The organism is Amycolatopsis sp. NPDC104819 (assembly GCF_055583145.1).
This window is the reverse complement of sequence record NZ_JBVJON010000003.1, coordinates 455,458-468,529: the sequence shown is the minus strand read 5'-3', so window position 1 is coordinate 468,529 and position 13,072 is coordinate 455,458. Positions and strand designations below refer to the sequence as shown.

Genomic DNA, 13,072 nt, shown 5'->3' with positions numbered 1-13,072 from the left:
GCGCGTGTCGTCCGGCTGGGTACGCGTGTCGTCCGAAGCGGGTCGCGTGGGCGGCCCGGCGGAGCCCCGGACCTCCTAGACTCGAGGTCGTGACGGCATTCGAGAAGGCGCAGGCGCTGCTCGGCGGGGTACGGAAGCTCGACGACGAATGGGCCCGGGCCATCGGTGGCCTCGGGGAACCCGAGCTGCGCGCGCCCTGTGCGTTGCCGGACTGGACGCGGGCGCATGTTCTCGCCCACGTCGCCCGGAACGCCGATGGCCTGCGGAACCTGCTCGTTTGGGCGAACACCGGGGTCGAGACGCAGATGTACGCCAGCGCCGAAGCGCGCGAAACCGACATCGAGGCCTCCTCCCGGCATGGGGCCGCCGATCTTCTCGCCGACTTCGTCTCCTCGGCCGCGCGGTTCGAGAAGTACGCCGCCGCGATGCCGGACGACGGCTGGGCGCGGGAGGCCCGCAACCGGCAGGGTGCGCCCGTCACCGGGGCCGTCGTCGCGCGGATGCGGCTGTCCGAGCTGACCATCCACCTCGCCGACCTCGATCGCGGGTACGACCTCGACCGCGTGCTCGGCCTGCTCGGCCCGCTCGCCGAGGACGTCGTCCAGCACGCCATCACCTCCCGGAGCGCGCACCTGCCCGCGCTTCGCCTGGTCGCCGAGGGCACCGGGGAGTGGACGATGGGCGCCGCGCCGGGGGCGACCGTCTCCGGGACCGCCGGCCAGCTGCTGGCCTGGCTCAGCGGCCGCACCGACGGGTCCGCGTTGGACGGTGCCGTGCCGCGGATCCCCGCCTGGTCCTGAACGCCGCGCGCGCCGCCGCCGTGTAGGTCGTAGGGTCGGTCGAGATGGTGACGGCGGCCCGCCGACCTAGACTGGGCGTCCCCGGCAGCGAGGAGTCCGATGTGGACAACCTGAGCAGGCCGGCCCGATGACCGGGCAACCCGCCGGACGGCCGCGCGTCCCCCACCGTATGGACCTGGACCGGAGGACGTTCCTGCGTGTCGCGGGGGTGTCGGCCGCCGGCGCCGTCGCGGCCGCGTGCGGGCCGGGTGGCCCCACCTCGCCCGTGGCCTCGAGCGCGACGTCCGCGCCGACCACGTCCGCGCCGCCCTCGACGCGGCTGCCCACCGGCCCGCCGAACTGGGACGACCTGCGCGGCAAGCTGACCGGCAACCTGCTGCGGCCGGGCGACGACACCTACGACACGGCCAAGCGCGCGTTCAACCCGCTCTTCGACGGCAACAACCCGGTCGCCGTGGTGACGGCGTCGACACCGCAGGACGTCCAGGCGGCCGTCCAGGCCGCCGCGGGCCGCGTGACCATCGCCGCGCGCAGCGGCGGCCACAGCTACGCCGGTTACTCGGCGCCCGAGGGCGGGCTGGTCGTCGACCTGGCCGCGCTGAACAAAGTGGACATCCAGGGCACCAAGGCCGTGATCGGCGCCGGCGCGAAGCTCAAGGACGTCTACGCCGCGCTCGGCGGGGCCGGGCGCGCGCTGCCCGCCGGCTCCTGCCCGACGGTCGGCATCGCCGGGCTGACCCTCGGCGGCGGCATCGGCGTGCTCGCCCGCAAGTACGGCCTGACCTGCGACCACCTGAGCTCGGCGCAGGTCGTCACGGCCGACGGCAAGCTGCTGACGGCGTCCGCGACGTCCGAGCCGGACCTGTTCTGGGCGCTGCGCGGCGGGGGCGGCGGCAACTTCGGCATCGTCACCGAGTTCACCTTCGACACCGATCCGGCGCCGAACCTCACGGTGTTCTCGCTGCGCTTCCCGGCCGGCTCCGCGGCCGACGTGCTCGCCGCGTGGCAGCAGTGGCTCCCGGCGATGCCGCCGGAGCTCTGGGCGAACCTGGTGCTGTCGGGCGGCTCGCCGGTGCAGTGCCGCGTCGGCGGCTGTTACGTCGGCAACGCATCCGGGCTGAACACGCTGTTGAACAACCTGACCACCAACTCCGGCGCGCGCCCGACCCAGCGCACGGTGAAGAGCCTCGACTACCTCGGCGCGATGAAGTACTTCGAGGGCAGCTCGGCCCGCCAGACCTTCCTCGGGTCGTCGCGGATCATCACGGCCCCGGTCGACGCCGCGAAGATCGTCGCGGTCGCCGACGGGCGCGCCGGCACCGACCTGCTCATCGACGGCCTCGGCGGGAAGGTCGGCGAACCGGCGAAGGACGCGACGGCGTTCTGGCACCGCGACGCCCTCGCGAGCGTGCAGGTCTACACGCAGGCGACGGCGCAGACGCGGGCGAAGGCGGCCCAGTCGGTCGCCGACGTCGTCGCGGGCCTCGACGCGGCCGGCGCGGGCGGCGGGTACGTCAACTACATCGACCCGGCTCTGCCCGACTGGAAGACCGCCTACTACGGCGACAACGTGAAGCGGCTCGGGGACGTCGGCAAGAAGTACGACCCCCTGAACGTCTTCCGGTTCGGGCAGAGCGTCCAGATCTAGAGGTCGATGCCGGTGAACACCGTGACGCGCTCCTCGGTGAGGTCGTGCATCGCGGCGAGCACCCCTTCGCGGCCGACGCCGGAACCCTTGACGCCGCCGTAGGGCATCTGGTCGGCGCGGTAGGACGGGACGTCGCCGATGATCACGCCGCCGACCTCCAGCTCGGCCGAGGCGTGGAACGCCAGCTGGACGTCGGCGGTGAACACGCCGGCCTGCAGCCCGTACGCGGATTCGTTGACCGACCGGAAGGCCGCGTCCACACCGTCCACAACGGACACCGCGAGCACCGGCCCGAAGATCTCTTCGTCCCAGGCCTTCGTGCCCGCCGGGACGTCGGTGAGCAGGGTCGGCGCGACGGTCGCGCCGTCGCGGGTGCCGCCGGTGAGCACCTTCGCGCCCGCCTCGACGGCTTCGTCGACCCACGCGATGATCCGCTCGGCGGCGGCTTCGTCGACCACCGGGCCGACGTCGGTGGCGCGGTCGTACGGGTCACCGGTCCGCTGCGCCTCCACGGCTTCCAGCAGCGCGGGCACGAACTCGTCCGCGACGGCGGCGTCGACGATCACCCGCTGCACGGCGATGCAGGACTGCCCGGCCTGGTAGTTGCCGAAGGTCGCGATGCGGTGCGCGGCGCCCTCGGGGTCCGGCCAGTCCCGCAGGACGACGGCGGCCGCGTTGCCGCCGAGCTCGAGCACGACGTGCTTGCGCGGCGCGGCGTCCTTCAGCGACCAGCCGACCGGGCCGGACCCGGTGAAGGACACCACCGGCAGCCGCGGGTCGGCGACGAGCGCCTGCGTCTCCTCGTTTCCCAGCGGCAGCACGGAGAACGCGCCTTCCGGCAGGTCCGTCTCGGCCAGGATCTCGCCGAGGATCAGCGCCGAGAGCGGGGTCCGCGGCGCCGGCTTGACGATGATCGGCGCGCCGATCGCCAGTGACGGCGCGACCTTGTGCGCCACCAGGTTGAGCGGGAAGTTGAACGGCGCGATGCCGAGCACCGGCCCGCGCGGGACCCGCCGGGTCAGCGCCAGCCGCGCCTCGCCCGCGGGGTCGGTGTCCAGCCGCTGGACGTCGCCAGTGAACCGTCGGGCCTCCTCGGCGGCGATGCGGAACACCGACACCGCGCGGCTGACCTCGGCCTCGGCCCACTTGAGCGGCTTGCCGTTCTCCGCCGTGATCACCTCGGCGATCTCCTCGGCCCGCGCGGCGAGCGTGCGCGAGACGTGGTCGAGCGCGCCCGCGCGGACGTGCGCGGGAGTGCCGCGGAGCTCACGGGCGACGGCGACCGCGGCGGCCACCGCGCGCTCGACCTGCTCCGGCCCGGGCACGGCGACCGTGGCGACCTCGCTGCCGTCGTACGGGTGGTGCACAACGAGGGTGGTGGCGCCCGGCTCGGGGCGGCCGGCGATCCAGGCGGGGCGCGGCTCGGGGGTGATCATGTCCATGTGTACCAACGTAATCCGGGTGGTGGTCTCGCCGCCGGACCCCCACCCGGACGGGTCACGGCTTGATGAGCACCTTCAGCGCCTCGCGGTCCGCCATCGCGCGGTAGCCGTCCGGCACGCCTTCGACGTCGATGGTCCGGTCGAACACCCGGCCGGGCTGGAACTTGCCCTCCAGGACGTCCGGCAGCAGCTCGGGGATGTAGTGCCGCGCGGGCGCGACCCCACCGGTGACGGTGACGTTGCGCCGGAACACGGACACGCCGATCGGGCCCTCTTCGTACTGCGGCAGCCCGACCCGGCTGACCGCGCCGCCCGGGCGCACGACCCCGACGCCCATCTCGAAGGCGCCCTTCGTGCCGACACATTCGAGGACGGCGTGCGTGCCCTGGCCGCCGGTCAGCTCGCGGACCTTCTCGATGCCTTCGTCCCCGCGCTCGGCGACGACGTCGGTCGCGCCGAACTCGCGGCCGAGGTCGGTGCGCGCCTGGTGGCGTCCCATCAGGACGATCCGGTCGGCGCCGAGGCGCTTCGCGGCGAGCACGGCGGAGAGGCCGACGGCGCCATCGCCGATGACCGTGACGTTCTGGCCCTCGCTCACCCGCGCCTTCGTGGCGGCGTGGTGCCCGGTCGAGAAGACGTCCGACAGCGTGAGCATCGACGCGAGCAGGTCGTCGTCCTCGGTGTGCGGGAGCTTGACGAGGGTGCCGTCGGCCTGCGGGACGCGCACGGCCTCACCCTGGCCGCCGTCGACGCCCTTCGCGCCCCAGCCGCCGCCGTGCAGGCACGACGTCTGGAGGCCTTCGCGGCAGAACTCGCAGGTGTTGTCGGACCAGACGAACGGCGCGACGGCGAGGTCGCCCTTCTTCACCGTGGTGACGTCGGCGCCGGTCTCCTCGACGATCCCGAGGAACTCGTGTCCGATGCGGCGGCCGTGCTCGCGGGGCGGCATGTCGGCGTACGGCCAGAGGTCGCTGCCGCAGATGCAGGACCGCACGACCCGCAGGACGACGTCGGTCGGCTCCGCCAGCTTCGGGTCCGGGACGGTCTCGACCCGTACGTCGCCGGCGCCGTAGATGACTGTCGCTCGCATGGCTGGGCCTTTCTTCGTGACAAACGTCGGGGGTGCGACGCCGGTGGCGCGCCTAGATTTTCGTCCATGACGACGCGCACCGCACCCCGCGACCTGTTCACCGGGACCCGGGCCCCGCTCCTGACGGCGGTGGTTTTCGCGGTCACGCTGGCGTGCGGCATCGCGCAGCTGGTCCACCGGCCGCTCTACGACGCCGTTGTCCGTGACGCGGCCCGCATCAACGACGGCCAGTGGTACCGCCTGGTCACGGGCATGTTCTTCCAGGACGGCCGGGCGTCCGGCCTGGTCTTCAACCTGGTCGCGCTCGCGGTGGCCGGCTTCTTCGCGGAGCGCGTCTTCGGCCGGGTCGCATGGCTGGCGCTCTACTTCGGCTGCGGCCTGTTCGGCCAGGTCATGAGCTACGTCTGGCTCAACCCGGTCGGCGCGGGCAACTCGATGTGCGTGGCCGGGCTCGTCGGCGGCCTGACGACGGTGCTCCTGACCGCGGGCCGCCGCGGGATCGTGCTGCCGACGCGGCTGCGGGTGTGGGCGTGGGCCGTGCCGGTGCTGGCCGTCGTCGACACGGTGCTGCACGACAACCACGGCCTGCCCTGCCTGCTCGGCATGGCCCTCGGCTTCCTGTTCCTGCCGCGGCCGGTCGTGAGTGGCGATTAGGGTTCTAACCCGAATTGCCACTCACGACGGCGTCAGCCCGCCGAGGCGGTGCCAGTGCTCGACCAGGTGGGTCTGCACCGGCACCGCGAGCAGCTCGGCGAGGTCCTCCTCGGCCGCGCGGGCCGCCGCCTCGGTGCGTTCCCAGGCCCGGAGGTCCGCCTCGACGGCCACCCGCGCGCCGGCGCCCGTCCGGGCGTGGCCGGCCGCGATCAGGTCGCAGCGCAGCTCGTCGGCGCGGCCCAGGTCCACGGTGTGCCGGGCGTCGAGGACGATCCCGCGGTCCGACCGCACGCCGTAGCGCACGGCGATCCGCAGCAGGTCGTTGCTGAACGCACGCGCTTCGGCGGGCAGCCAGGACAGCCGTTCCCAGTCCGGCAGCGGCTGGTCGTCGGCGCGGCAGACCGCGTACCCGGGCACGTCGCACCAGGTCACGCGGCCGGGAGGGCAGAGTCGGTAGAGCATCCACGGTCCCCTCGGCGGCAGTCGGCCTCGGTCAGGCCTCACCCGGTGAGTCGGACCGATCGTGACTCGGTGTTACACCGCCTTGGCGCGGTAGAGGTCGCGCAGCAGGAGCAGCTCGGCGCAGTGGTGGATCATCTCGCGGGTGATGTGCAGGACCAGCGTCGCCATCGGCTCCTTCGCGTACGGGCCCTCCGCCGGTCCGCACGCCCGCGCGAGGCTTTCGTCGTCCAGTGAGCGCACGCCTTCGAGCCATCGGGCGTAGTACTCGTCCAGCAGGGCCATCGCCTCCGCCGCCGTGCCCGGGTACGGGTAGTCGTCGTAGCTCATCGGCGGGCCGCCGAAGTGCGACGCCGTCCGCATGCCGAGGACGCCGACCAGGATGTGGCTGAGCCGCCACGCGATCGTCGTGACCGGCGGCGGGACCGGCTCCGGGAAGGCGAAGTCGATGGTGAACGGGCCGGTGCCGAACTCGTCGTCCGACTTCCGGGGCCGCACGGTCCAGCAGTCCGGGACCGGCTCCCAGAAGTACTCGTCGTCGGTGAGCCCCTCGAGCTTCGGGCGCGTGTGCACCGTCCAGTGGAAGTCGAGCTGGTCGGTCAGTTCCTTCGTCCAGTTCACAGCCATACCGGGACCGTAGGACTCGTCGCGGACACCCGCTGTCCTCGTTCGCAACCGGGGCCGGGACCCGGGTGACCCGGCCCACCTGGGACGATGGAGCGGAATCCCGCCGCTGCCAGGAGGTCCTCAGGTGCCCAACCCCACCGGTCCGGTTCTCGTCGTGGACTTCGGGGCGCAGTACGCGCAGCTGATCGCCCGGCGCGTCCGGGAGGCGCAGATCTACTCGGAGGTCGTCCCGCACAGCGCGTCCGTCGAGGAGCTGCTCGCGAAGAACCCCGCGGCGATCATCCTTTCCGGCGGCCCCTCGAGCGTGTACGCCGAAGGCGCCCCGGGCATGGACCCGAAGCTCACCGAAGCGGGTGTCCCGATCTTCGGCATCTGCTACGGCCACCAGCTGCTCGCCAGCGCGCTCGGCGGAGTCGTCGAGCCGACCGGTGTCCGCGAGTTCGGCCGCACCGAGGTCCGCGTGACCGGTGACGGCGGCGTCCTGCACGCCGGCCTGCCCGCGCACCAGCCCGCGTGGATGAGCCACAACGACAGCGTCACCAAGGCCCCGGAGGGTTCGGTCGTCACCGCGTCCTCCGACGGCGCCGAGGTCGCCGGTTTCGAAGACGTCGAGCGCCGCTTCGCCGGTGTCCAGTACCACCCGGAGGTCGCGCACTCGCCGCACGGCCAGGAGGTGCTGCGCCGGTTCCTGCACGACATCGCGGGCATCAAGCCGCAGTGGACGACGTCGTCGATCGTCGAGGAGCAGGTCCGGCGGATCAGCGACCAGATCGGCGACGGCCGCGCGATCTGCGGCCTCTCCGGCGGCGTCGACTCCGCCGTCGCGGCCGCGCTCGTCCAGCGCGCCATCGGCGACCGGCTGACCTGCGTGTTCGTCGACCACGGCCTGCTGCGGGCGGGGGAGCGCACCCAGGTCGAGCGCGACTTCGTCGCCGCCACCGGGGTCAACCTCGTCACGATCGACGCGCGCGAGCGGTTCCTCGACGCGCTCGCCGGCGTCACCGACCCGGAGCAGAAGCGCAAGATCATCGGCCGCGAGTTCATCCGCGTCTTCGAGCAGGCCGAGCGCGACCTCAAGGCGAAGGGCGACTACCGCTTCCTCGTCCAGGGCACGCTGTACCCGGACGTCGTCGAGTCCGGCGGCGGCGAGGGCACGGCCAACATCAAGAGCCACCACAACGTCGGCGGCCTGCCGGACGACCTGCAGTTCGAGCTGGTCGAGCCGCTGCGGCTGCTGTTCAAGGACGAGGTCCGGCGCGTCGGCCTGGAGCTGGGGCTGCCGGAGACGATCGTGCAGCGCCAGCCGTTCCCCGGCCCCGGCCTGGGCATCCGCATCATCGGCGCGGTCGACCAGGAGCGCCTCGACACCCTGCGCGCGGCCGACCTGATCGCCCGCGAGGAGCTGACCGCGGCGGGGCTGGACCGCAGCATCTGGCAGTGCCCGGTGGTCCTGCTCGCCGACGTCCGCAGTGTCGGCGTCCAGGGCGACGGCCGCACGTACGGCCACCCGGTCGTGCTGCGCCCGGTGTCGTCGGAAGACGCGATGACCGCGGACTGGACGCGCTTGCCCTACGACGTCCTCGAGCGGATCTCCACCCGCATCACCAACGAGGTGGCGGAGGTCAACCGGGTGGTCCTGGACGTGACGTCCAAGCCGCCGGGCACCATCGAGTGGGAGTAAGGGCTCAGACAGGACTCGAGGCCCTGGCGTGGGATCCAGGGCCTCGAGAGAGTGGTGGTTTTCGGTTCTAGCGCCGGCGTTTGCCGAACGACGCGCCGAGGAGCAGCAGCCCCACGAACACCGCGCCGCCCGCGATCACCCAGCGGAAGTCGAAGTGCGGCAGCCAGCTCGCGCCGTCCGAGAGGACGTAGGCGGAGATCAGCAGCGTCGCGACCCCGACGATCAGGGTGAAGACGTCCAGGCCGCCGCGCTTGGCGGGCCGGCTCTCGGCCGGGTTGTCGTAGGCGTAAGGGCTCTGGTCAGTCACGCCGCACCTCCACGTTGCCCACACTGTTCGACACGTGCAGGGTGATCTTCTGGCCGCCGACGCCGTCGGTGCCGTTGTCGGTCCCGGACAGCGTCTCCTGGCTGATGCCGTCGGTCGAGCGGCCGAAGCACTCGGTCTTGCCCGCGCCGGTGTGGCAGTCGTAGGTGACGTCCGCCGTCGCCGGCACGGTGATCGTGGTGTCGCCCGCGCCGTTGACCACGTTGGTGGTGATCGGCAGCCCGGCCGGCAGCTTGGTCAGGTCGAGGTCGATGTCGCCCGCCGCGTGCTGGTAGAGCGGCTTCAGCTCGGTCACCGCGCGCGGCGTCTCGTTGAGGTCGCCGACCCCGCCGCGGACGTCGAAGTTCTGGAACGGCGCGGTCGTCAGGATCATCCCGGCGATCGCCAGCGGCACCGCGAGCCCGATCAGGCCGCGGCCGCCCCGGACGAAGGCCCCGGTGACCAGGCCGATCCCGACCACCCCGAGGACCAGGCCGATGACGTGCTGCGCGGAGAACCAGCTCGCGCCGTTGAGGTTCGCCAGCACGCCGCCGCCGGCGGTCAACACGGCGAGCGCGAAGGTCACCGAGCCCACCTTCGAGTTCCGGCGCCGCTCCGGGCGCTGGTAGGACGACGGCGGTACGGGCGGCGGCGGTTCGTGCGCCGCCGGCGCCTCGGGCAGGTCCCAGCCGGCCGGGTCGGCGGCGAGGGGGTCCCAGCCCTGCGCCGGCGACTTCGCCTCGGCGGTCGAAGTGTCGGACATGGTGAAGGCTCCGTTCCCGGTGAAGGCCCCGGACCGCGACCGCGCGACGACCGGCGCGGGCCGGTTCAGGTGGCCGCGGTTGCGGTGCAGCAGATAGAGAGCGGTGGCGATGAGCGCGAACCCGATCAGCCCGCCGCCGTCGAACCAGGTGGAGCTGAACGTGCCCCCGGCGCTGGCGACGGTGAGGATCGCCAGCACCACGGCGAACGCCGGCGACACCGACGAGCGGCCCCGGCCGATCAGGCCTTCGAAGCCGGACACGTCGTCGCTCTCGCCCGGCAGGAACAGCCAGGCCAGCAGGTAGAAGGTCAGCCCGAAACCGCCGAAGATCGTCGCGACCACCAGCGCGATCCGCACCACGACCGGGTCGATGCCGTACCGGTGGCCGATCCCCGCGGCGACACCGGCGACCTTGCGCCCGGCGTGCGGCCGCCGCGGCCGGCTGGCCCAGAAGTCCTTGACGGTCTCTTCGAAGCCGTTCAAGGCGTTCGACGACCGCGTTTCGCTCGCACCACTCATGCCGAAAAGTCTGCTGGACGGCGTCCGCGGGGACATCCGGGATGGTCCCTGAGGTTTCCCGGAGCCGGGTTACCGGGGTCGGTGGCGGTTCAGGGGTTTCCCCGATGGAACCCCTCGTGCCCGCGTGTGACGATGGGTCACGTGCAGGAGTCCCTCGAGAAGGTCACCGCCGAACAGCCGGTGGTCCCGGCCGACCAGGCCGCGCCCAAGATGTTCCGGCGCCGGTCCGGCCGCGCGATCGCCGGGGTCGCCGGTGGTCTCGCCGACCACCTCGGCGTGCCGGTCCTCTGGGTGCGCACGGCGTTCGCGCTGCTGGCCGCGCTCAACGGCGCCGGCCTACTCGCCTACGGCCTGCTCTGGGTGTTCGTCCAGCAGCAGTCCGAAGAAGCCGCGGAAGAGCCCAAGCCGAAGGAGCGCCAGCAGGCGTTCGGCCTGATCGCGCTGGGCGTCGGTCTCGCCGTCGCCAGCGGGACGCTCACCGGGTTCATCAGCGGCTGGGTCGCCGTGCCGCTGGCCGTCGCGATGCTCGGTCTCGCCGTCGTCTGGCGGGAGGCCGACGAATCGCAGCGCCGCCGCTGGCGGGTCGGCGCGAAGGACGGCTTCGCGGGCGCGTTCCTCGGGGGCGGCGGCTGGTCGGCGGCGATCCGGATCGTCGCCGGGGTCGCGCTGGTGATCACCGGCATCACCGTCGTCGTGCTGCGCAGCGGCACCCTCGACCAGGTCCAGTTCGCGCTCATCGCCGTCATCGCGACGCTCATCGGGGTCGCCGTGCTGACCGTGCCGTTCTGGCTGCGGCTGGTCCGGGACCTCTCCGACGAGCGCAAGGCCCGCATCCGCACCGACGAACGCGCCGAGATCGCCGCCCACCTGCACGACTCCGTGCTGCAGACGCTCGCGCTGATCCAGAAGCAGAGCGAGCAGCCGCGCGAGGTCGCGCGGCTGGCCCGCAGCCAGGAACGCGAGCTGCGCGGCTGGCTCTACGGCCCCAACGGCTACGGCAAGCCCGTCGAGAAGGCCGAGGAGACCCAGGCCGCCGGGCAGCTGTCCGAAGCGCTCGCGACGGCGTGCGGCGAGGTCGAAGACACCTTCGCGATCTCGGTCGGCCAGGTGGTCGTCGGCGACGCCGAGCTGGACGAGTCCCTGGTCGCGCTGGTCCAGGCCGCGCGGGAGGCGATCGTCAACGCCGCCAAGCACGCCGGGGTCGAGGAGGTCAGCGTCTTCGCCGAGGTCGAGCCGACGTCGGTCACGGTGTTCGTCCGCGACCGCGGCAAGGGCTTCGACCCCGACCTGGTCCCGGACGACCGCCACGGCCTCGCCGACTCGATCCGCGGCCGGATGACCCGCCACGGCGGCACGTGCAAGGTGCGCACCGCGCCGGGGGAGGGCACCGAAGTGCAGCTCGCCATGCCGGTGAAAGCGGGCAAGGGGGCAGCGTGAGGCGGCTATGCTCGAAGTCGTGACTGACACCCAGCGCGAACCGGTGAAGGTGTTCCTCGTCGACGACCACGCGCTGTTCCGCGCCGGGGTCCGCACCGAGCTCGACTCGATCACCGACGAGGTCCGCGTGGTCGGCGAGGCCGGTTCGGTCGCCGAGGCGGTCGCCGGGATCGCGCGCACGAAGCCCCAGGTGGTGCTGCTCGACGTCCACATGCCCGACGGCGGCGGCGCCGAGGTGCTGCGCCGCGTCCGCCCCGAGCTGCCGGACGTCGTGTTCCTGGCGCTCTCGGTGTCCGACGCGGCGGAGGACGTCATCGCGGTCATCCGCGCCGGCGCGCGCGGCTACGTGACGAAGACGATCTCGTCGAAGGAGCTGGTCCGCGCGGTGGTCCGCGTCTCGGACGGCGACGCGGTGTTCTCCCCGCGGCTGGCCGGGTTCGTGCTGGACGCGTTCGCCGACCGCCCGGGCTCGGCCCCGATCAACGACCCGGAGCTCGACCTGCTGACACCCCGCGAGCGCGACGTCCTGCGCCTGCTGGCGCGCGGGTACGCGTACAAGGAGATCGCGTCGGAGCTGTTCATCTCGGTGAAGACGGTCGAGACGCACGTGTCGAGCGTGCTGCGGAAGACCCAGCTTTCGAACCGCTACGAGCTCTCCCGCTGGGCCTCCGACCGCCGTCTCGTCTAGACGCGTTCCAGCACCGGCTCCACCGGTGCTCGTTTGGGCAGCCGGGTCAGCGCGACCCCGCCGAGCACGACCACCATGCCCGCGATCACCCGCGCGTTCAGCTGCTCACCGAGGAACACCGCGCCCAGCAGCACCGAGACCACCGGCAGCAGGTACCCGACGACCGAAGCCGCGACCGCGCCTTCGCTTGCCAGCAGCTGGTAGTTCAGCGCGAACGCGATGCCCGTCGAGCCGATGCCGAGCACCAGGATCGCCAGCAGCGGCCCGAGCTGGAAGTGCACCGGCGTGAACCCGCCCGCCGGCAGCGCCAGCAGCAGGAACCCGCTGGCCAGCAGCATCTGGCCGGCCGAGAGCGCGTAGGGCGACGTCGACGTCCCCGACAGGTACTTGCCTTCGTAGACGAACGCGAAGCCGTAGCTCGCCGCCGCCGCGAGGCACGCCAGCGCGCCCCAGCTCAGCAGGCCCGACGCCTGCCACGGTGCGAAGATCAGCAGGATCCCGCCGAGGCCCACCAGGAGCCCCGCCAGCCGCGTCCCGGTCATCCGCGACGACGTCCCCATCATCGGCGCCGCGAGCAGCACCCACAGCGGGGTGGTCGAGTTCAGCACGCCGGTGATCCCGGAGTCGACCGTCGTCTCGCCGATCGCGAACAGCAGGAACGGCAGCGCGTTGTGGAAGAACGCCGCGACCGTCAGGTGCCCCCACAACCGCCGGTCACGCGGGAGGCGCGCCCGCTGCAGGCGGCACAGCACCAGCAGCATCGCCGCGCCGAGCACGAGCCGCGCCAGCACGAGCTGCACCGGCGAGAACATCCCCAGCCCCAGCTTGATCCAAAAGAAGCTCGAACCCCACATCAGCGCCAGCGCGGCGATCCTGAGCAGGGTCTTCGTCTCGCCCACCCCATGTCCTCCTTCGACGATCGACCCGAGCTTCGTCGCGGAAAGACGTAAGGACAAGCGA

13 protein-coding genes are annotated in these 13,072 nt (G+C 72.6%); 6 read left to right on the top strand and 7 right to left on the bottom strand.

Annotated features, from left to right (window positions below):
* The first annotated feature begins 89 nt into the window (after positions 1-89).
* Together ACZ63E_RS11375 and ACZ63E_RS11370 are read left to right on the top strand one after the other, a co-directional pair.
* The gene (locus tag ACZ63E_RS11375) at positions 90-800 is read left to right on the top strand and encodes a maleylpyruvate isomerase N-terminal domain-containing protein (RefSeq protein ID WP_465335899.1); all 711 of its coding nucleotides are present in this window, start codon (positions 90-92) and stop codon (positions 798-800) included.
* 127 nt (positions 801-927) lie between these two features.
* Positions 928-2,448, top strand: a complete 1,521-nt coding sequence (locus ACZ63E_RS11370; RefSeq protein WP_465335898.1) for an FAD-binding oxidoreductase — start codon at positions 928-930, stop codon at positions 2,446-2,448.
* On the opposite strand, the gene ACZ63E_RS11365 is transcribed toward ACZ63E_RS11370, so the two are convergent.
* Both ACZ63E_RS11365 and ACZ63E_RS11360 read right to left on the bottom strand, forming a co-directional pair.
* The gene (locus tag ACZ63E_RS11365) at positions 2,445-3,890 is read right to left on the bottom strand and encodes an aldehyde dehydrogenase family protein (protein ID WP_465335897.1); all 1,446 of its coding nucleotides are present in this window, start codon (positions 3,888-3,890) and stop codon (positions 2,445-2,447) included. The genes ACZ63E_RS11370 and ACZ63E_RS11365 overlap by 4 nt on opposite strands.
* A gap of 55 nt (positions 3,891-3,945) precedes the next feature.
* Complete coding sequence (locus ACZ63E_RS11360; protein WP_465335896.1) at positions 3,946-4,980, bottom strand: zinc-dependent alcohol dehydrogenase family protein; 1,035 nt, start codon at positions 4,978-4,980, stop codon at positions 3,946-3,948.
* Positions 4,981-5,046: 66 nt separating this feature from the next.
* Here ACZ63E_RS11360 and ACZ63E_RS11355 point away from each other — a divergent pair, with 66 nt between their 5' ends.
* Entirely contained in the window at positions 5,047-5,634 is a 588-nt protein-coding gene (locus tag ACZ63E_RS11355; RefSeq protein WP_465335894.1) for a rhomboid family intramembrane serine protease, read from the top strand.
* Positions 5,635-5,655: 21 nt separating this feature from the next.
* Here the strand turns inward: ACZ63E_RS11355 and ACZ63E_RS11350 are convergent, their stop codons facing one another.
* Complete coding sequence (locus tag ACZ63E_RS11350) at positions 5,656-6,096, bottom strand: hypothetical protein (protein ID WP_465335893.1); 441 nt, start codon at positions 6,094-6,096, stop codon at positions 5,656-5,658.
* Positions 6,097-6,168: 72 nt separating this feature from the next.
* Positions 6,169-6,720: a DinB family protein gene (locus ACZ63E_RS11345; RefSeq protein WP_465335892.1), complete on the bottom strand. Its 552-nt coding sequence runs from the start codon at positions 6,718-6,720 to the stop codon at positions 6,169-6,171.
* A 124-nt stretch (positions 6,721-6,844) separates the two neighbouring features.
* Here ACZ63E_RS11345 and guaA point away from each other — a divergent pair, with 124 nt between their 5' ends.
* Positions 6,845-8,401: a glutamine-hydrolyzing GMP synthase gene (gene guaA, locus ACZ63E_RS11340; protein WP_465335891.1), complete on the top strand. Its 1,557-nt coding sequence runs from the start codon at positions 6,845-6,847 to the stop codon at positions 8,399-8,401.
* Positions 8,402-8,468: 67 nt separating this feature from the next.
* Here the strand turns inward: guaA and ACZ63E_RS11335 are convergent, their stop codons facing one another.
* Together ACZ63E_RS11335 and ACZ63E_RS11330 are read right to left on the bottom strand one after the other, a co-directional pair.
* Positions 8,469-8,708 carry a hypothetical protein gene (locus tag ACZ63E_RS11335; protein WP_465335890.1) on the bottom strand — a complete coding sequence of 80 codons (240 nt, stop codon included), beginning with the start codon at positions 8,706-8,708 and terminating at the stop codon, positions 8,469-8,471.
* Positions 8,701-9,987: a PspC domain-containing protein gene (locus tag ACZ63E_RS11330; RefSeq protein WP_465335889.1), complete on the bottom strand. Its 1,287-nt coding sequence runs from the start codon at positions 9,985-9,987 to the stop codon at positions 8,701-8,703. Before ACZ63E_RS11330 ends, ACZ63E_RS11335 begins: the two co-directional genes overlap by 8 nt.
* 132 nt (positions 9,988-10,119) lie before the next feature.
* On the opposite strand from ACZ63E_RS11330, the gene ACZ63E_RS11325 reads away from it, so the two are divergent.
* Positions 10,120-11,424, top strand: coding sequence for a PspC domain-containing protein (locus ACZ63E_RS11325; RefSeq protein WP_465335888.1), 1,305 nt, complete (start codon positions 10,120-10,122; stop codon positions 11,422-11,424).
* A 7-nt stretch (positions 11,425-11,431) separates the two neighbouring features.
* Positions 11,432-12,112 carry a response regulator gene (locus ACZ63E_RS11320; RefSeq protein ID WP_465308823.1) on the top strand — a complete coding sequence of 227 codons (681 nt, stop codon included), beginning with the start codon at positions 11,432-11,434 and terminating at the stop codon, positions 12,110-12,112.
* Here the strand turns inward: ACZ63E_RS11320 and ACZ63E_RS11315 are convergent.
* Positions 12,109-13,011, bottom strand: coding sequence for a DMT family transporter (locus tag ACZ63E_RS11315; RefSeq protein WP_465335887.1), 903 nt, complete (start codon positions 13,009-13,011; stop codon positions 12,109-12,111). The genes ACZ63E_RS11320 and ACZ63E_RS11315 overlap by 4 nt on opposite strands.
* Positions 13,012-13,072 lie beyond the last annotated feature (61 nt).

Excerpts from the sequence above, each read along its gene's own strand:
- ACZ63E_RS11345 (WP_465335892.1), bottom strand. The coding sequence starts at position 6,720 with ATGGCTGTGAACTGGACGAAGGAACTGACCGACCAGCTCGACTTCCAC.
- ACZ63E_RS11320 (WP_465308823.1), top strand. The coding sequence starts at position 11,432 with ATGCTCGAAGTCGTGACTGACACCCAGCGCGAACCGGTGAAGGTGTTC.
- ACZ63E_RS11370 (WP_465335898.1), top strand. The coding sequence starts at position 928 with ATGACCGGGCAACCCGCCGGACGGCCGCGCGTCCCCCACCGTATGGAC.
- ACZ63E_RS11360 (WP_465335896.1), bottom strand. The coding sequence starts at position 4,980 with ATGCGAGCGACAGTCATCTACGGCGCCGGCGACGTACGGGTCGAGACC.
- ACZ63E_RS11325 (WP_465335888.1), top strand. The coding sequence starts at position 10,120 with ATGGGTCACGTGCAGGAGTCCCTCGAGAAGGTCACCGCCGAACAGCCG.
- ACZ63E_RS11355 (WP_465335894.1), top strand. The coding sequence starts at position 5,047 with ATGACGACGCGCACCGCACCCCGCGACCTGTTCACCGGGACCCGGGCC.
- ACZ63E_RS11350 (WP_465335893.1), bottom strand. The coding sequence starts at position 6,096 with ATGCTCTACCGACTCTGCCCTCCCGGCCGCGTGACCTGGTGCGACGTG.
- ACZ63E_RS11330 (WP_465335889.1), bottom strand. The coding sequence starts at position 9,987 with ATGAGTGGTGCGAGCGAAACGCGGTCGTCGAACGCCTTGAACGGCTTC.
- ACZ63E_RS11365 (WP_465335897.1), bottom strand. The coding sequence starts at position 3,890 with ATGGACATGATCACCCCCGAGCCGCGCCCCGCCTGGATCGCCGGCCGC.